Origin of the sequence: Actinoallomurus sp. CA-142502, from assembly GCF_050936355.1 — a bacterium.
Classification (GTDB): domain Bacteria; phylum Actinomycetota; class Actinomycetes; order Streptosporangiales; family Streptosporangiaceae; genus Actinoallomurus; species Actinoallomurus iriomotensis.
Genome location: NZ_JBNJMY010000001.1, coordinates 6,319,266 through 6,337,532, shown reverse-complemented (window position 1 = coordinate 6,337,532; position 18,267 = coordinate 6,319,266). Strand labels below are relative to the sequence as shown.

Genomic DNA, 18,267 nt, shown 5'->3' with positions numbered 1-18,267 from the left:
GAGAGTATGACCCACCGTTGCCGCCCAAGGAGCATACATCTGTCGGTGTACGAAACGAAGATGAGTAAGACTTATCGTGTCGCTCGCACGTCAGGTGAGCTGGTCCAACGTCTCTCTCCTGGCCTCGTCGCCGTAACACGGCCGTAAAAATGGGCCCGCCTCTCCTCTTGACGACCTCGGGCTCCGGAGCTCTGATGAGGGACGACAGGAGTCAGCCGGGCCGAGGTGCTCGCCAGAGCCTCCGCGACGCCGCGGACCACCTCGCCCGTTCGAAGTTCGGCGAGATGAGTAGGACACATTTCCTGCCCGCCATGTGCTGGTCGGCGGGTCCCACGACGTCAGTGGAGCAGCCAATGACAAGGAAGGCCCGCGCCGACGGCGCGAAGAGATCAGGCAGGAGCCGTCGCCGCGCCGTGCTGCTGGCCCTCGGCAGCGCGTTCACGTTGACCGTCGTGGCCTGCGGGGGAGGGGGAGCCGCCGGCGGGCAGGGAGGTCTCAAGAAGGCGCCGCAGACCGACGGGCCGCTGACGGTGTGGGTGGACTCGACGCGTCTGGCGGCCGCCCGGCTCTACCAGCGGCAACATCCCGCGGTGAAGATGAACATCGTCACCTATGACGGGGACGCCAACGGTTCGAACTACCTCCAGACCAAGGTGAGCCTGTTCAACCGAATCCGCAGGGGATGGCCGGACGTCGTCTTCAGTTCGCAGAACAACGAGGTCTCCTGGGCGGTGCAGGCGGGCTTCGCCGCTCCGCTGAACAAGGGCCTGATCCCACGGTCCGTCCTCGACGGCTTCGCTCGCGGCGCCAACGACCCGTGCATGGCGAACGGCACGCTGTACTGCCTGCGCAACGACCTGTCCCAGACCGTGCTCTGGTACAACGCCGGCCTCATGAGGAAGTGGGGCTACCGGGTCCCGGCGACGTGGGAGGAGTACCGGGCGCTGGGCGAGAAGGTCGCCGCCGGGCATCCCGGGTACCTGGTCGGTTCCGCGGGTGACAACTTCACCCCCGAGATCTACATGTGGGCGAGCAAGTGCGGCGCCAACCAGATCACCGGCCCCAAGGCCGTCACGATCGACACGACGAGCGCGAACTGCACCCGGATGGCCTCACTGCTGGACACCCTGATCAAGAACCACACCATGTCCACGAGCAGCGTGTTCAGCTCCGACTTCGACAAGAACCAGGCCGGCAGGATCCTCATGCTGCCCGGCCCTTCGTGGTTCGGCGGCTCGCTGTTCCAGGGCACGTTCAAGACCCCCGCCGGCCAGATCGCGGTCGCCCCGACGCCCCAGTGGTCCGGCGACCCGGCCCCCTCCGCCGGCAACGTCGGCGGCGGCACCTGGCTGCTGTCGGCGCACAGCGCCCACCTGAAGGCCGGCACGGACTTCCTCACCTGGGTGACCACCGCGAACGACTACCAGGGAAAGGTCGCTCCCGGCTATCCGGCGTACACGGCCGCGGCCAAGGCGTGGCTGGCGAACCAGACCTCCTCCCGCTACTACGCGGGGGACATCGCCGGGCCGCTCCAGACGGAGGCCGGGCGGGTGTGGCCCGGCTGGGGATACGGCCAGTTCAGCCAGGAGGCGATCTGGGCGGCCACCGTCACACCGGGCGTGACCGCGGGCAAGACGATCGTCTCTCTCCTGCCCGCATGGCGGAACGCGATCGCGAACTACGCGCGGTCCGACGGATACAAGGTCGGCCAGTGAGGGAGGGGAACACCAGACAGGGAAGACCGGTGGGCGCTCCGTCGCACGGGGCATCGCGTATCGCGTGGCCTGGCCGGGCCGGACACGGTTTCGTCGCCCCGTACGTCGTGCTGCTGATCGCGTTCGGCGTCGTGCCGACGGTCTACGCGATCTACTTCGCCTTCACCGACGCGAGCGAGCGCTTCGCCGGACTGTCGAACTTCACCACCGCGGCGGCCGACTTCCGGTTCCTGCCGGCCATCGGGCACGTGGCGCTCTACCTGCTGGTCTGGCTCGTCTTCCTGGTGGTCCTGGTCGTCGGGCTCGCGCTTTCGCTGCACGGCCTGACCGCTCGCGCGGCCGACCGGGCCCTGCGCTTCCTGTACTACCTCCCCGGCGCGCTGGCCGGGGCGGCGAGCGCGATGGTCTGGCTGTTCATGCTCGACCCGGCGGTGAGCCCGGTGGGTTTCCTGCTGCGTGCTCTCGGCTACGACACCTTCGGCCAGGTCATCGCGCCCGGACACCTGCCGATCCTGCTGGCCTTCATCGCGTTCTGGACGGGTGCGGGCGGCTGGATCGTGGTCATGTACGGCGCGCTGAACAACATCTCCCCGGACCTGCTGGAGGCGGCCCGGATCGACGGGGCCGGGCCCTGGCAGGTCGCGTGGCGCATCCAGTTGCCGCTCCTGCGCAAGTGGATCGTCTACATGGTGATTCTGTCCTTCGCCGCGGGCACCCAGCTGTTCGTCGAGCCGCAGCTGCTGTCGCAGGCGAGCAACGGGGTGGCCGGCCGCGACTACTCGCTCAACCAGCTCTCCTACGACTTCGCCTTCCAGAACGACAACGTCGGCTCCGCGGCGGCCATCTCGGTCGAGCTGCTGGTCGTCGGGCTCGTCGTCGCGGGTCTGTTCGTCGCCAGATCGGGGTTCTTCGATGCCGACTGACCCCCGGCGGCCGGGCCGCGCCGTTCGCCGGCGGCCGCCGAACCCGCTCCGCGCCCTGGTGCTCGCGGTGTTCCTGCTGTTCTTCGTCGTCCCGGTCCTGTGGCTCCTGCTGGCGGCCACCAAGACCGACGAGCAACTCGTCCACGGCGACCCGCTCTCGGCCGGGTCCTGGTCCGCACTGCGGCACAACTGGGACGCGCTGACCTCGTACCAGGACGACGCGATCTTCCAATGGCTGGGCAACTCCGCGCTCTACTCGTTCGTCGCACTCGCGATCACACTGTGCGTGACGATTCCCGCCGGTTACGCGCTCGCGATGACCGAGTTCCGCGGTCGCCGCACTCTCCTGGTGGCGACCCTGGTCGTCATGCTCATGCCGAACGCGACGCTCGTGGTGCCGTTGTTCTTGGAGGTCGACGCGGTCCACCTGGTCGGCTCGATGTGGTCGATCATCCTGCCGTACTCGTTCTATCCGTTCGGCGTGTACCTCACCTACATCTACTTCAGCACCGCGATGCCCAGAGAACTGCTGGCCGCCGCGAAACTCGACGGCTGCTCGGAGTTCGGCGCCTTCCGCCGGATCGCCCTGCCGCTGGCCGCGCCGGTCGTCGCCCTGGTCGGGTTCTTCAGCTTCGTGGCCAACTGGACGAACTATTTCCTCCCGTACGTCCTGCTGCCCGAGAGCGGCCAGTTCCCGGTCCAGGTCGGTCTGGGCACGCTGCTGAACAACGTCCCCCAGTTCAACCCGACCGTCGGCTCGCTCGAGGTCCAGCGACCCGAGCTGGCGCTGGCCACGCTGCTGGCGATCACGCCCGTACTCGTCGTCTTCCTGTTCTCACAGCGCTTCCTGGTCGCCGGAATGCTCGCCGGCGCGACCAAGGACTGATCCCCGCGCCCCGGAATGGAGAGTCCCGGATGCATCCCGTCATCACGGCCTCGGTACCGCTGCTCGAACCGCCGGGCTGGGCGATAGCGCAGCGCCGGCTGTTCGACCTGCTCGATCACGCCTGGCGCCGGTTCGCGCGCGACTTCACCGGCCCGGACGGGCGGCTGCTCTACCACGACCGGCTCACCTCACGCGATGGCGTGGACGACTTCTACGAGACCTTCTTCAACTGGCCCCAGCTCTACCTCCTCGGCGGGGCCGACGACCTGCTCGCCGCGTCCGAACGGCACTGGGAGGGAGTCACCCGGCAGCTCACCGAACTGGGCATGCTGCATGAGGAGTACGAACGCGGCTACGACTGGTTCCACCAAGGCGAGAGCCTGCTGCTGTTCTACTTCCTGTGCATGGCCGCGCCCGAGCGCTGGACGGAGCGAGCGCTGCGGTTCGCGGATCTGTACGTCGACCCGGCGCACGGCAACTACGATCCCGCGCACCGCGTCATCCGCCGGCCCCACAACGGCAGCGACCCGCGGAGGGAAGGGCTCTTCGACGGCGACGCCTATCCCTGGCTGCCCAAAGAGGCGCGGACGTACGGCTTCCCGCTTGAGTGGGTGCTGCCGCCCGGCGCCGAGCCGGAAGCGCCGGATCGCGACCCGCGGCTCGGCGAGGAGATGCGTCGCCGCATGGGCACCGGCGACACCGCGGTCAACCTGGCCGCCGCAGGGCTCGTCCTCAACGCCTGGACGCTGTCCGGTGAGTCGCGATACCGGGACTGGATCGCCGAGTACGTCGGCGCGTGGCGCGAGCGCGCCGCCGCCAACGGCGGCGTACTGCCCGACAACGTCGCCCCGGACGGCACGGTCGGCGGCCTGCTCGAAGGCCGCTGGTACGGCGGCCACTACGGCTGGTCCTGGCCGCACGGCTGGTACAGCGTCGGGCACGCCGCCATCGTCGGCGCCCTCGCCGCCGCCGGCGCGACCGGCGACGATGCTCACCTCGACCTCGTACGCCCGGCGCTGGACGAGATCATCGCCCGCGGCGAGGTGCTGGCCTTCACCGAGGCCGATTCCAGCCTGGAGTCGAAGTGGACCGTCCAGCTCGAGGAGGACGTCCGCACACCCACGCTGCACGTGCCGTTCCGGTACGGTGACCGCGGCTGGTTCGACTACAACCCCATGTTGATGGCGGTGCCCATCGCGCTGTGGCACCACTCCGCGTCCGACGCCGACCGGGAGCGCATCGAGCGGCTGCGGGCGGCCTCCGGCTACGACTGGCGGACCGTCCGGCCGTTTCGCAGCAAGGAGGAGGCCGGGCACGAGGAGCCCTGGTTCGCCTTCCTCGCCGGCGACGATCCCGGCTACCCGGAACGGATCCTCGCCGCCGCGCAGGCTCAGGTGCGGCATCGCCTGACCCGCATGGAGCGATATCGCGGCATGGACGTGCCCGAGGCCGACATCCACGTGTGGCAGCAGTCGAACCCGGTGGTCACCGAGGCCCTCGTTCAGCTGACCTGGGGCGGGCCGCAGGTCGTCTACAACGGCGGCCTGCAGCAGGCGCGGGTGCGCTACTACGACGCCGACGCGCGGCGCCCGGGCCTTCCCCCCGAGGTCGCGGCCCTGGTGTCCCGCATCGATCCGGAGGCGACCGTCGTCGACCTGGTGAACCTCGACCCGCGGTCGGCACGCCGCGTCATCGTGCAGGCCGGGGCGTTCGCGGAGCACACCATCGGCACGGTGCGCCACACGGTCTGCGACGACCCGTCCTGGATCGGCGACATGTACGACTACGGGCACCGCCGGCCGGTCGTGGCATCGGAGGAGATCGACGTCGACGGCCCCTGGCTTCTCGTGGAGCTGCCCAGGTCGACTCGGATCCGCCTGACGCTGGATCTCGACCTGCGTACGCGCCCCCCGTCGTATCGCACGCCGTTCGACACGCAGGAGCGCGAGGGCCACTCCTCTCCGCACGCGACGTCACTCCGCGAAGGGGAGGACTCGTGACCGCTCGACGCGTCGCCTACGCCGGGGAGCGACGGCTGCGGATCGACCCCGCCGAGCCGACGCCACCGTCGCCGGGACAGGTCCGCGTCGACGTCGCCTACACCGGGATCTGCGGCACCGACCTGCACATTCTCCACGGCGACATGGACGGCCGAGTCGACCCGCCCTGTGTCATCGGCCACGAGATGTCGGGCCGGATCGCGCAGGTCGGCGCCGGCGTTCGTGACTGGCGGCCGGGGGACCCCGTCACCGTCATGCCGCTGGTTCCCTGCCGGACCTGCCCGGCCTGCCGTGCGGGCCACGCGCACCTCTGTCACCGTCTGGTCTTCCTCGGCATCGACGCGGCGGGATCCCTGCAGAACAGCTGGACCGTGCCCGCGTCCACGCTGGTCCGGCTCCCCACGGACCTGGCCCTGGAGCACGCCGCCCTCGTCGAGCCCACCGCCGTGGCCGCACACGACGTACGGCGCGCGGAGCTACGGCCGGGGGAGCAGGCGGTCGTGGTCGGCGGCGGCCCGATCGGGCTGCTCATCGCGATCGTCGCCCGGCGGTCCGGGGCGGGCGTGCTGCTGGTGGAACCGGACCCGTACCGGCGCTCCGTCGCCGAGGGACTCGGTCTGACCTGCGCCGATCCGGGCGGAGGCGACCTCGCCGAGTTCGTCGAGCGATGGACCGGCGGAGCGGGTGCCGCTGCGGCGTTCGAGGTCTCCGGCACGGCGGCCGGCGTCACCGCCGCCGTCGACGCGCTGGCCGCCCGCGGCCGCATGGTTCAGGTCGCCATTCACCCCGTCGCGCGGGAGATCAGCCTCCACCGTTTCTTCTGGCGCGAACTGACCCTGCTCGGCGCGCGCCTGTACGACCGGGCCGACTTCGAGACGGCCGTCGGCCTCATCGCCGAGGGGGAGATCCCCGCCCGAGCGCTGATCTCGCGGATCGAACCCCTCGATCGGGCGGCGCAGGCGTTCGCGGCGCTCGAATCCCGGGCGGACGTCATGAAGGTCCTGGTCGACTGCAGGACGAACGAGAAGGCGGACTCGCGATGACCGATCCGCGAGCCTTCGCACCGAACGGAAGGCTCGCGGTGGTCACCGGCGCGTCTGGATGAGGCACGCCGGTCAGGTCAGCTGCGACTCCACTTCTGGTTGCCCTGGCCATTGCAGGTCCAGATCTCCACGGCGGTGCCGTTGGCGGTGGCCTGGCCCGTGACGTCCAGGCACAGCCCCGAGCCCACGCCGACCACGGTGCCGTCGGCGTTCAGGTGCCACTGCTGGTTCGCTCCGCCGTTGCAGGTCCAGATCTCCACCCGCGTGCCCGGGCTGGTGGCGTTGTTCGGCACGTCCAGGCACTTCCCGCCGTACACCGTCAGCTCGTTGCTCGCATTGAGGGTCCACTGCTGGCCCGCACCGCCGTTGCAGTCGTAGATCTGCAGGTAGGTGCCGTCGCTCTGGGACCCGTTCGGCACGTCCAGGCACCGGCCGGAGGCGGTGCCGCGCAGTACACCGGTGGTCGGGCCGCCGCCGTCGCCGGGCCGGACTCCCGCGGCCGCCATCACCGACTGCGCGCCCGACGGCCAGGTGTTGTTGCTCACCAGCGTGTTGCCGGACACCGAGTTGCCGCGGTCGCCATTGTTGATATTGGTCCCGCCGTTGCTGTACCAGTTGCCGGCGAGGGTCAGGGTTCCGGTGTTGTTGTTGCCGTTGGCGTTCTCGACCGCCCAGGTTCCGCCGACGGAGGAGAAGACGTTCCCCGAAGCGGTGAAATACCGCGATCCCTCATCGAAGTACAGGCCGAAGTAACCGTTCGTCCGCAGGCAGTAGTTGCCGCTGATGACCCCGCCCGGGTTCGCCGAGAGCGTGTAGACGCATCCGCCGTCGTTCATCTGTTGCATGACGTCGTGCACGTAGTTGCCGGTGATCTGGTCGTTCGACGCGGTCGTCGCCGTGCTGTAGCGCGGCTGGTAGTTGTACAGGCCGCGGTTGGCGTAGTCGTTGCTGCCGCCGGCGTCGTTGGCACCCCAGCCGAAGCCGACCGAGATGCCGGAGTACGGCATGTTGTACACCTCGTTGTGAGTGATCGTGGCGTTCGTGACGTACGTCGGCAGGAACGAGGTGATGCCGCGATAGTCCAGGCCGATGTCGTGGACGACGTTGTCGCTGATCGTGAGGTTCTTGTTGACCATCCGCTGGTCGCCGGGGTGGTGCGCGTCGGCCTGCACACCGCCCGCGACGATGGCGCCGGCCGCGTCGCCGGTGAAGACCGAACCGCTGACGGTGACGGAGGTGGTGCCCAGGCCGACACCGCTGGCGTGGGCGTTCGCGTCGTTCCCGATGCCCACCGCGTTCTGGCCGAGGTCGACGAACTGGTCGCGGCCGAACGTGATGCCGCTTGCCGCGGACACCTGGACCGCCGCGGGCATCTGGCTCCAGTGCGGCCGGGCGGCCTCGAACTGGGTGCAGCCGGAGTTACAGGAGCCGAACGCGGGCCAGGACCGGTCGCCGGACAGGTAGGCGCCGGTCTGCTGGTCGGCGTACCCCTGGCCGCCGCTCGGGCCCAGCCAGCTCGTGCCGGTGAAGGTGATGCCGGTGAAGGCGAGGTCGTGAGCGGGTGAGTCGTAGGTGCCACCGACGTCGAGCAGCGACTGCAGCAGCGGCAACTCGACATCGGCGCTGCTCATGCTCTGCCCGGAACGCGGGATGTAGTAGAGGGTGCCCGTCGTGGTGTTGAGATACCACTCGCCGGGCGAGTCGAGGAACTCGTAGGCGTTCTCCAGGTACAGGGGGCCGGCCCGGAACGGGCTGCTCAGCGTGTCGTAGCCGAAGTTGTTGTTGTTCCACGCCGGCTGCTGCATCGTCAGAACGTTGCCGCCGATGCTCTGCACGGGCGAGTACCGGTCGGTGAACGAACCGACACTCTCGACCTCGACGCGGTTCTGGCCGGCCAGGTTGTTCAGATAGCTCAGGGCGCTGTTGGAGAACCGCATGCCGGTGGCGGTGAAGGTGAAGTCCGACCGGTTCACGCTGGTGCGCGCGCGCGTGGCCGGTGCACCGTCGACGTACAGCTGCCGGGTGTCGACGCCGGTTCCGACGTTCGCCTTCCAGATGTTCTTGGACGAGTCGGCGAGGCTCCACCCGGTGACCGCCTTCGCGCCGCTGATCACCGGATGCGCGCCGGACGCCGCCTGCCAGCTGACCGTGTGGCCGCCGGTACCGGAGTCGGCGGCGGTGAACCGCAGCGGCGAGGTCTGCCGGTAGACCCCGTCGGCGAGCTCTACCGCGATATCGCCGGACATAGAGCCGTTCATCGATCGGACCGCCGCCTGCGCTCCCGCCAGTGAACAGGGCTGCCCGGCCGAACACGCGCTGCCGCTCCCCGACGGCGACGCGTAGATCGTCGTGGTCGCCGCCGAGGCGGAAGCCGCGGGAACGATCAGGGCGGCCGCCGCGAGCGGCCCGACCGCGGCGGCTCTGAGGGCGGCGGGTGCCCTCCGGCGTCTCAGGAGGAACGGAGACGAAGACATTGGCGGGCCTCCCAGGTCGGTCGTCGATCGCGGCGCTTTGTCGAATCGATTCGCTAGGCGCGGTTTCGAGCGGATGCTACGGCCGGCGCCGATCCGGGTCAACGGCTTCCACCGGCGTTCACGGGTGTCATGCCCCGTCGGCTCTGGTAAGTCGTGAAAGCTCATTGACACGCCCGACCTACGCATTTAACGTCCAGGCCGAATCGGTTCGACATCTGTACGAGATGTCGAACAGGTGATGCGAATGAGTCTCGTCCGCTGAAGGGACAAGCCCCATGCCACGAATCAGCCGCATCCTCCGGCGGCTACGCGTCACGGTGGTCGTGCTGACCGGTGTCTTACTGGCCGCGAGCGGTGTCGTGGGCACCGTGACGACGCCGGCCCGGGCGGCCACCTCGATCACCGTCAACGGTGCGTCGGGCGGTCGTACGTTCGACGGCGTCGGCGCGGTCAGCGGCGGCGGCGGCAACAGCCGGCTGCTGATCGACTATCCCGAGCCGCAGCGCGGCCAGATCCTGGACTACCTGTTCAAGCCGGGCTACGGGGCCGCCCTGCAGATGCTGAAGGTCGAGATCGGCGGTGACACCAACTCTACCAGCGGCGCCGAGCCCAGCCACTCCCACTTCCGCGGCGATCTGAACTGCGATCGTGGCTACGAGTGGTGGATCATGGAACAGGCCAAGGCGCGCAACCCCGGCATCAAGCTGGTCGGGCTGGCCTGGGGCGCGCCGGGATGGATCGGCAACGGCACCTTCCTGTCCACCGACATGATCAACTATCTGGTGTCGTGGCTGGGCTGCGCCAAGCAGCACAACCTGTCGATCGACTACCTGACGGCCGCGCAGAACGAGAAGCTGTGGGACGTCAACTGGACGATCAACCTCCGCAACGCGCTGAACGCGGCCGGCTATTCGAACGTCAAGATCATCGTCGGCGACCAGTACCCGGGTGCCTGGGTCGGGGCCGACCAGGTCGCGAGCAACGCCACCTTCCGGGCCGACGTCGACGTCCTGAGCGGACACTATCCGTGCGGATACCTGAGCGCGCAGACCTCATGCTCGGTGCCGTCGAACTTCACGAGCTCCGGAAAGACGCTGTGGTCGAGCGAGAACGGCTCGCAGGACTACAACGGGGGTGCCGCGCCGCTGGCACGGGGCGTCAACCGGTCCTATATCGACGGCAAGATGACCGCCTACCTGAACTGGGATCTGATCGCCTCGGTCACGCCGAACATCCCGTGGCCGACCGTCGGGCTCATCCTGGCGAACCAGCCGTGGTCGGGCTGGTACGCCGTCGGCAAGGACAGCTGGGCGCTCGCGCACACCACTCAGTTCACCGCCCCCGGGTGGAAGTACCTCGACTCCTCCAGCGGCTATCTCGGCGGCAACCGGAACAACGGCAGCTACGTGTCACTGAAGTCGACGAACAACACCGACTACAGCACGATCATCGAGACCGCGGACGCCACGAGCGCCCAGACGCTGAACTTCGGCGTCACCGGAGGACTGTCCACGGGGGCGGTGCACGTGTGGGCGACCAACCTCAACTCCGGTAACCCGGCCGACTACTTCGTGCACACCGCCGACATCACCCCGTCCGGCGGGAACTTCTCCCTCACCGTCCAGCCCGGCTACCTCTACACCGTCACGACCACCACCGGGCAGGGCAAGGGCACGGCCACCAGCCCGGCCCAGGGCGCGCTGAACCTTCCGTACGGCGACGACTTCGACTCCTACTCCGCGGGCCACGAGGCGAAGTACCTCATGGACATGCAGGGCGCCTTCGAGGCGAGCGCCTGCGGCGGCGGCCGGTCCGGCATGTGCGTCCGCCAGGGCAGCACGCAGGCCGCGATCGGGTGGAAGCCGATCTCCGACCCGTACGCACTGCTGGGCAACACCGGCTGGACCAACTACACCGTCTCCTCCGACGTGCTGCTGGAGAAGTCCGGGTACGCCGAGGTCATCGGGCGCGCCGGCGCGCAGAGCACCGGCGACCCGAACGGACTGAACGCCTACTACCTGCGGGTCAGCGACACGGGAGCCTGGTCGATCCTGCGCTCGAACACCAGCGCGCAGTGGACGACGTTGCGCACTGGCACGACCTCGGCACTCGGCACGAACCGCTGGCACACCCTCGCACTGGGCTTCTCCGGCGGCACCATCACCGCCACCGTCGACGGCGCCTCTCTTGGCTCGGTGAGCGACTCCGCCTACGGCGCGGGCCAGATCGGCCTGGGAACGAGTCAGGGCGAGACCGCGCAGTTCGACAACCTCAAGATCACCCCCGGCTCGGGCGGCGGTACGGGCGGGTCGCCGTCCGCGCTGATCAACACCGGCTCCGGCCGTTGCCTCGACGTCCCGAACGTCTCCCAGACCAACGGCACGCAGGCCGAACTCTGGGACTGCAACGGCGGAACGAACCAGCAGTGGACGCCGACCTCGTCCAAGCAGCTCCAGGTGTACGGCGCCAAGTGCCTGGACGCGGAGGGCGCCGGAACGTCCGCCGGCACCCACGTGATCATCTGGGACTGCAACGGCGGCGCCAACCAGCAGTGGAACCTCAACACCGACGGCACCGTCACCGGCGTCCAGTCCGGCCTGTGCCTCGACGCGGTCAACGGCGGCACCGGCAACGGAACGCTGATCGACCTGGGCACCTGCACCGGCGGCGGCAACCAGAAGTGGTCGCGGGGCTGACCCCGCGAGCTGATCGGCCGGTCCCCGGTCCGCCGCCGGCGGGCCGGGGACCGGCCCCGGCTCGCCGCCCCGTGCCACGCCGGCCCGGTGGTTCAGCGCGGCGTGGGTGCCGGACCGGTGCTGTTCCGGAGCGAGATCGGCGGAGTGAACAGATGGTGCGGGGGCGGGGAGTCCGGCTCGGCGATACGGCCGATGAGGAACTCCACGGCCGCCGCGCCCATGTCGGCCGCCGGCACGTCGGCGGCGGTGAGCTCGGGATGGAACTGCTCGGCCCAGTACCGCGCGGCGACGCCGGCCACGGAGAACCGCGCCGGGATCTCCAGACCGGCGCGGTCGAGCGCGCGCTGCACCCCGGGCAGGGCCGCCTCGTTGACCGTGACCGCCGCGGTCACCTCGGGATGGGTTCGCAGGATCTCCTGGACGCAGGACTCTCCGGCCGCCGCGTTGTCGGCGCAGCAGAACTCGAACCCTTCCACGCCGCGGCGGGCGACCGCCTCGTTGAAGCCCTCGCGCGCTCGGTGGGCGGGGCCGTAGCCCGAGGCGACCAGCTCGGCCGAACGGTTGACCAGTGCGAGATGCCGGTGCCCGAGGTCGACCAGATGGTTCGTGCATCGTTCGGCCAGCGACGCGTAGTCCACGTCGACCCAGCACGTGTCCTGCGGCCGCGTGGTGCGCCCGATGGTGACGAACGGCAGCCCCATGTCGCGCAGCCGCTCGACGCGCGGATCCTTCAGGCGGACCTCCATGAGGATCACGCCGTCCACCCGGCGCCCGCCGACGATCCGCTCGAACGAGCGGTCGTGGTCGTCGGCCGCGGGGGAGAGCAGCACGTCGAGATCGGCACGGTCGGCGGCAGCCATGACGCTGGCGACGAAGTCCAGTTGCATGAACGTCAGCCGGTCCCGGACCGGTGGGACGACCAGTCCGAGGGTGCGGGTACGACCCTCCTTCAGCGCGCGGGCGGCGGCGTTGGGCCGGTAGCCCAGCTCGTCGATGACCGACTGGATGCGCTGCCTGGTCGCCTCGGACACGGACCGCTTGCCGCTGAGGGCGTACGACACCGTGCTGCGCGATACGCCGGACCGGCGGGCGATCTCCCCGATGTTCATCAAGCTCCTTCGCGGCGTCGGCGGCCGTGGACCTGTCGACCGGCGCGCGCGGTCGGTGCCGCGAGTCGAATCGATTCGTAGACGAGGAAAGAGTATAGTCACCCGACTTTTTGCCGGGCAACGCTCCGCCCCCTGGCGTGGCCGTCCCGGTGCGAGCGCCTTCCCGGCCTGACGGGCGTGGCCGGCGTGAAAACTTTCACGCCGGCCGGCCCCGAACCGAGGTGCCGATGCCTGCTCCGCAAGGCCTCTACCAGGGAAGACCGCCACCGTTCGATCGCGCCGGGCCCGAGGGCGAAACCTGGCATTGACCCCCACTCAACCCCGCCGTAACATCCCAGCGAATCGATTCGCGAATCGGTTCGACACATCCTGCCACTCGCGGTTCGGCCCGGACCGAAGGAAGCCCGATGAGTTCGAGAGCAAGACTCGGCCGCCTCGCGGCCGCGGCCGCCACGGCCCTCGCGTTGCTGATCCCCCTGTCGGCGCCGGCTCAGGCCGCGACCGAGTCGATGAACGTGAACCTGGCCGCCACGACCGGACCGTCGACCGGTGTCGGCGAGGGATTCCTGTACGGCGTCAACCAGGACGGGACGCAGCCGCCGGACCAGTACCTGCAACCGCTCCGTCCCAACGCCTACCGCGCCGGCGGGCATGTGAACCGGGCCTGGATCGGGGACGGCTACCGGTACGGCTCCCAGACGCAGACGGACGTCAACACGGTGATCGCGCAGGCCAGGCGGTTCGCTCCGTACAACGCCGAGTTCCAGGTCATCGTCACCGACCTGTACGGCCTGGACGGAGGGCAGCCGTCCAACACCGTGTATCCGTGCGACAACGGGGACTGCTCCAACTGGGTGAGCTTCATCGACGCCACGGTGGGCGCGCTCCAGGCGTCGGGGCTGAAGTTCGCCTACGACATCGACAACGAGCCGGACATCTCCGTCTTCTGGACGCGAGGCGTGAACAGCACCCAGTACTTCCAGATGTGGGACACGGCGTACCGGGAGATCCGCCGCATCGCCCCGAACGCGAAGATCGTGGGGCCGTCGTTCGCCTTCACCCCGCTCGGCAACCGGAGCGAGTGGCAGACGTGGCTGGCGCACGTCAAGTCCGCCGGGACGGTGCCCGACGAGATCACCAACCACGACGAGGGCGACGTCGACGACCCGGTTGCCGTGTCACAGGCCCTCAACGGCGCGCTGGACTCCGCCGGAATCACGCGCCGCCCGCTGTCGGCGAACGAGTACCAGCCGGCGGACCGGCAGACCGCCGGAGTGACGGCCTGGTACCTGGCCCGCTTCGCCCAGTCCGGCTACACCAACGCGATGCGCGGCAACTGGGTCTGCTGCCTGATTCCCAACCTGACCGGCATCGTCGCGGTGAACGGCGGTAGCTTCGCGGCCACCGGCAACTGGTGGGCGTTCCGCACGTACGCCGACCTCACCGGCAGCCTGGTCGCCACCTCCGGGCAGGTCGGCAGCACGGCGATCTCCGCCGCGGAGGACAGCGCGAACAAACGCGCCGTCGCCGTCATCGGGGACTCGGGCGGCTACACCGGCGGCGCGTCCGTGACGTTCAGCGGGCTGTCGTCGGTGCCCTGGCTGGCGAACAACGGCAGCGTCCATGTCACCGTCTACCGCATCCCGGACCAGTCCCCGCTGGGCTCCCGCCCGGTCGTCCTCGACCAGGACATGAGCGCCGCCGGCGGCTCCGTCACCGTGCCCTTCACCTTCCAGGCCTCGCACGACGCGTTCGGTGTCTACCTGACGCCGGGATCGGGCGGTGGCACGGGCGATTCGTTCCCGAGCGGCTACCACCAGCTGGTGGTCGGTAACGACGGCCTGTGCCTGGACGTGTACGGCAATTCGGGTGCGTCGGGTGCGGCGATCGATCAGTGGTCGTGTAACGGTCAGTCGAATCAGCAGTTCCAGTTCGTGGCCGGGTCGAATGGTTTTGGGGAGTTGCAGGCGCAGAACTCCGGTCTGGTGGTGGCGGTTTCGGGTGGTTCGACGTCGCAGGGGGTTCCGGACATCGTGCAGCAGGCCCGTGATGGTGGGGCGGGTTCGATGTGGAAGCCGGTGGCGCAGTCCGATGGGTCGTGGGCGTTCCAGAACCAGAACAGCGGCCTGTGCCTGGACGTGTACGGCGCGGGGAGCAACACGGGTCAGCAGCTGGATCAGTGGCCGTGCAAGAACGCGGCGGGTGGCAACCAGGACTTCAGCCCCCGCTGACGACCGGCCAATCCCATCTCGGAAAGACGGAGGTTCCCATGTCCTCAGTCCATGCCGGCCTGCGCCGGCCGGCCCGGCTGCTGGCCACGTGCCTGCTGGCCGTGGCGGCGGTCGTGCTCGCCCTGTGCGCGCAGACGGCGGTGAACAACGCCTCGGCGGCGTCGTTACCGTGTGACATCTACGCGGCCGGCGGGACACCGTGCGCGGCGGCGCACAGCACGACCCGCGCGCTGTTCGCCTCCTACAGCGGGCCGCTCTACCAGATCCAGCGCAAGTCCGATCAGAAGTACCTCGACATCAACCCGCTGTCGGCGGGCGGATACGTCGACGCGGCGCCGCAGGTGTCGTTCTGCGCCGGCACGTCGTGCACGATCACGAAGATCTACGACCAGACCACCAACCACAACGACATGCCGATCTCCTGGGGCGGTTACTGGAAGGGGCCCGGCCCGAACGGCGCGGACATCGGCGCGGACGCCATGGCACTGCCGGTCACCATCGGCGGGCACGCGGCGTACGGGATCAAGTCGACGCCCGGCACCGGGTACCGGGTCGACAACGCCAGAGGCGTGCCGACCGGCTCCCAGCCCGAAGGCATCTACATGGTGACCTCGTCGAACTACGTGAACCAGTGGTGCTGCTTCGACTACGGCAGCGGCGAGAACTCCCACACCGACACCGGCAACGCCACCATGAACGCGATCGAGTGGGGTACCGCCTGCTGGTTCGGCGGGTGCGTCGGATCGGGCCCATGGGTGGAGGCCGATCTGGAGAACGGGATGTACCACACCGGAACCGGGTCGAACAAGGATCCGAACAATTCCGGGGTGCACTTCCCGTTCGTCAGCGCGTGGGAGAAGAACAACGGCACCAGTAATTTCACTCTCAAATACGGCAACGCGGCCAGCGGGGGACTGACGACGCCGTATTCCGGCGCGTTGCCCAACGGCTATTCGCCGATGCGCACCGACAGTTCGATCCTGCTGGGCACCGGCGGAGACAACAGCGTCAGCGGCCAGGGCGAGTTCTTCGAGGGCGCCGTGACGAAGGGCTATCCGTCCGACGCGACGGAGAACGCGGTGCAGGCGAGTATCACGGCCGCGGGGTACGGGTCGGGCGGTGGCACGGGCGGTTCGTTCCCGAGTGGCTACCACCAGCTGGTGGTGGGCAACAACGGCTTGTGCCTGGATGTGTATGGGAACACGTCGACGTCGGGTGCGGCGATCGATCAGTGGTCGTGTAACGGTCAGTCGAATCAGCAGTTCCAGTTCGTGCCGGGGGCGAATGGTTTTGGGGAGTTGCAGGCGCAGAATTCTGGTCTGGTGGTGGCGGTTTCGGGTGGTTCGACGTCGCAGGGGGTTCCGGACATCGTGCAGCAGGCCCGTAACGGTGCGGCGGGTTCGATGTGGAAGCCGGTGGCGCAGTCCGATGGGTCGTGGGCGTTCCAGAACCAGAACAGCGGCCTGTGCCTGGACGTCTATGGCGCGGGAAGCAACACGGGTCAGCAGCTGGATCAGTGGCCGTGCAAGAACGCGGCGGGTAGCAACCAGGACTTCAGCCCCCGCTGACGGCCGTCCCCCGACCGGCTGAGCGGAGCCGGGCCCCAAGGAGCAGAACTGTGCAGACCTCATCTCTCCGTCCAATCGGCCGTGTCGCCGGCGAAAGACGGCGGTCACCGGTCGCCGCGTACGTGGTGGCCGTTCTGGCCCTCCTGATCACGGCCGTGGCGGCGTGGTCGACACCGGCCTCGGCGGCCGGCACGGGCCCCTGTGACATCTACGCCGCGGGCGGCACGCCGTGCGTCGCCGCGCACAGCACGGTGCGCGCGCTCTACGGCTCCTACAGCGGCAACCTTTACCAGGTCCGGCGTTCCTCGGACAGCGCGACGAGGAACATCGGCGTCCTGAGCGCGGGCGGCTTCGCCGACGCCGCGGCCCAGGACTCCTTCTGCGCCGGCACCACGTGCGTCATCACCGTCGTCTACGACCAGTCCGGGCATGGCAACGATCTGTGGTACCAGGGATCCAGCACGGTGCCCGGGTCCAGCCAGAGCAGCCCGGCGAAGGCGACGTCCGAGTCCCTGACGGTCGCCGGCAACAAGGCCTACTCGCTCTACATCAACCCCGGTAACAGCTACTGGAGGGACGGCCACTCGACGGGCGTACCGACCGGCACCGCGCCCGAGGGCATGTACATGGTGACCAGCGGCACGCACGTCAACGGTGGTTGCTGCTTCGACTACGGCAACAGCGAGACCGACCGCAAGGCGGACAACGCCGGCGCCATGGATGCGATCAACTTCAGCACCTCGTGCTGGTTCGGCGGCTGCTCCGGTTCGGGCCCCTGGGTGCAGGCGGACCTGGAGTGGGGGTTGTACCCCGGTGGAAGCCAGTCCTGGAACCCGAACCAGCGGGCCTTCACCAACCGGTACGTCACGGCGATGCTGAAGAACAACGGCACCTCGCGATTCGCCATCAAGGGCGCGGACGCCCAGTCCGGTGGTCTCACCACCCTGTGGGACGGCGGCCTCCCGAACGGGTACAGCCCCATGAAGAAGCAGGGCGCCATCGTGCTCGGCAGCGGCGGTGACTGCTGCAAGCCCGGTGGCGGCGCCAACCTCAGCGCCGGCACCTTCTACGAGGGCGCCATGGTCTCCGGCTACCCCTCCGACGCGACCGAGAACGCGGTGCAGGCCAACCTGGTGGCCGCAGGATACGGGGCAGGGGGCGGCTCGGGCGGCTCCTTCCCGAGCGGCTACCACCAGCTGGTGGTGGGCAACAACGGCCTGTGCCTGGACGTGTACGGCAATTCGGGTGCGTCGGGTGCCGCGATCGACCAGTGGTCGTGTAACGGGCAGAGCAACCAGCAGTTCCAGTTCCTGCCTGGGTCCAACGGTTATGGGGAGTTGCAGGCGCAGAACTCGGGTCTGGTGGTGGCCGTCGCGAACGGCTCGACCTCCCAGGGGGTGCCGGACATCGTGCAGCAGGCGCGCAACGGTGCGGCGGGTTCGATGTGGCGGCCGGTGGCGCAGTCCGATGGGTCGTGGGCGTTCCAGAACCAGAACAGCGGCCTGTGCCTCGACGTCTATGGCGCGGGGAGCAATACCGGCCAGCAGCTGGACCAGTGGCCGTGCAAGAACGTGGCCGGCGGAAACCAGGACTTCACTCCGCGCTGACGACGGGCCCCGAAC

11 protein-coding genes are annotated in these 18,267 nt (G+C 69.1%); 9 read left to right on the top strand and 2 right to left on the bottom strand.

What is annotated here, in order from left to right; genetic code table 11:
* The first annotated feature begins 353 nt into the window (after positions 1-353).
* From ACQEV1_RS30095 to ACQEV1_RS30075, 5 genes are read left to right on the top strand one after another with little or no spacing between them, the layout of a single operon-like run.
* A complete protein-coding gene (locus tag ACQEV1_RS30095; RefSeq protein WP_433397847.1) occupies positions 354-1,715 on the top strand; it encodes an ABC transporter substrate-binding protein in 1,362 nt (453 codons plus the stop codon).
* A gap of 29 nt (positions 1,716-1,744) precedes the next feature.
* Positions 1,745-2,638, top strand: coding sequence for a carbohydrate ABC transporter permease (locus ACQEV1_RS30090; RefSeq protein WP_433397845.1), 894 nt, complete (start codon positions 1,745-1,747; stop codon positions 2,636-2,638).
* Complete coding sequence (locus ACQEV1_RS30085; protein ID WP_433397843.1) at positions 2,628-3,524, top strand: carbohydrate ABC transporter permease; 897 nt, start codon at positions 2,628-2,630, stop codon at positions 3,522-3,524. The genes ACQEV1_RS30090 and ACQEV1_RS30085 overlap by 11 nt, the downstream gene beginning before the upstream one ends.
* 29 nt (positions 3,525-3,553) lie before the next feature.
* Entirely contained in the window at positions 3,554-5,524 is a 1,971-nt protein-coding gene (locus ACQEV1_RS30080; protein WP_433397841.1) for a hypothetical protein, read from the top strand.
* Positions 5,521-6,567 carry a zinc-dependent alcohol dehydrogenase gene (locus ACQEV1_RS30075; protein ID WP_285622324.1) on the top strand — a complete coding sequence of 349 codons (1,047 nt, stop codon included), beginning with the start codon at positions 5,521-5,523 and terminating at the stop codon, positions 6,565-6,567. Before ACQEV1_RS30080 ends, ACQEV1_RS30075 begins: the two co-directional genes overlap by 4 nt.
* Before the next feature lie 77 nt (positions 6,568-6,644).
* On the opposite strand, the gene ACQEV1_RS30070 is transcribed toward ACQEV1_RS30075, so the two are convergent.
* Positions 6,645-8,813 (bottom strand): ricin-type beta-trefoil lectin domain protein, encoded by a 2,169-nt coding sequence (locus ACQEV1_RS30070; RefSeq protein ID WP_433397839.1) that lies wholly within the window; start codon positions 8,811-8,813, stop codon positions 6,645-6,647.
* Positions 8,814-9,316: 503 nt separating this feature from the next.
* On the opposite strand from ACQEV1_RS30070, the gene ACQEV1_RS30065 reads away from it, so the two are divergent.
* Positions 9,317-11,737 carry a ricin-type beta-trefoil lectin domain protein gene (locus ACQEV1_RS30065; protein WP_433397837.1) on the top strand — a complete coding sequence of 807 codons (2,421 nt, stop codon included), beginning with the start codon at positions 9,317-9,319 and terminating at the stop codon, positions 11,735-11,737.
* A 92-nt stretch (positions 11,738-11,829) separates the two neighbouring features.
* On the opposite strand, the gene ACQEV1_RS30060 is transcribed toward ACQEV1_RS30065, so the two are convergent.
* Positions 11,830-12,846, bottom strand: coding sequence for a LacI family DNA-binding transcriptional regulator (locus ACQEV1_RS30060; RefSeq protein ID WP_285622315.1), 1,017 nt, complete (start codon positions 12,844-12,846; stop codon positions 11,830-11,832).
* 407 nt (positions 12,847-13,253) lie between these two features.
* Between ACQEV1_RS30060 and ACQEV1_RS30055 the strand changes: the two genes are divergently transcribed.
* Genes ACQEV1_RS30055 through ACQEV1_RS30045 form a run of 3 tightly spaced genes read left to right on the top strand, consistent with a single transcriptional unit; the run spans position 13,254 to position 18,252 of the window.
* Positions 13,254-15,077: an RICIN domain-containing protein gene (locus ACQEV1_RS30055; protein WP_433397835.1), complete on the top strand. Its 1,824-nt coding sequence runs from the start codon at positions 13,254-13,256 to the stop codon at positions 15,075-15,077.
* Between the two features lie 38 nt (positions 15,078-15,115).
* Entirely contained in the window at positions 15,116-16,645 is a 1,530-nt protein-coding gene (locus ACQEV1_RS30050; RefSeq protein WP_433397833.1) for an arabinofuranosidase catalytic domain-containing protein, read from the top strand.
* A gap of 50 nt (positions 16,646-16,695) precedes the next feature.
* Entirely contained in the window at positions 16,696-18,252 is a 1,557-nt protein-coding gene (locus ACQEV1_RS30045; RefSeq protein ID WP_433397831.1) for an arabinofuranosidase catalytic domain-containing protein, read from the top strand.
* Positions 18,253-18,267: the final 15 nt, after the last annotated feature.

Excerpts from the sequence above, each read along its gene's own strand:
- ACQEV1_RS30055 (WP_433397835.1), top strand. The coding sequence starts at position 13,254 with ATGAGTTCGAGAGCAAGACTCGGCCGCCTCGCGGCCGCGGCCGCCACG.
- ACQEV1_RS30065 (WP_433397837.1), top strand. The coding sequence starts at position 9,317 with ATGCCACGAATCAGCCGCATCCTCCGGCGGCTACGCGTCACGGTGGTC.
- ACQEV1_RS30070 (WP_433397839.1), bottom strand. The coding sequence starts at position 8,813 with ATGTCCGGCGATATCGCGGTAGAGCTCGCCGACGGGGTCTACCGGCAG.
- ACQEV1_RS30095 (WP_433397847.1), top strand. The coding sequence starts at position 354 with ATGACAAGGAAGGCCCGCGCCGACGGCGCGAAGAGATCAGGCAGGAGC.
- ACQEV1_RS30060 (WP_285622315.1), bottom strand. The coding sequence starts at position 12,846 with ATGAACATCGGGGAGATCGCCCGCCGGTCCGGCGTATCGCGCAGCACG.
- ACQEV1_RS30085 (WP_433397843.1), top strand. The coding sequence starts at position 2,628 with ATGCCGACTGACCCCCGGCGGCCGGGCCGCGCCGTTCGCCGGCGGCCG.
- ACQEV1_RS30050 (WP_433397833.1), top strand. The coding sequence starts at position 15,116 with ATGTCCTCAGTCCATGCCGGCCTGCGCCGGCCGGCCCGGCTGCTGGCC.
- ACQEV1_RS30080 (WP_433397841.1), top strand. The coding sequence starts at position 3,554 with ATGCATCCCGTCATCACGGCCTCGGTACCGCTGCTCGAACCGCCGGGC.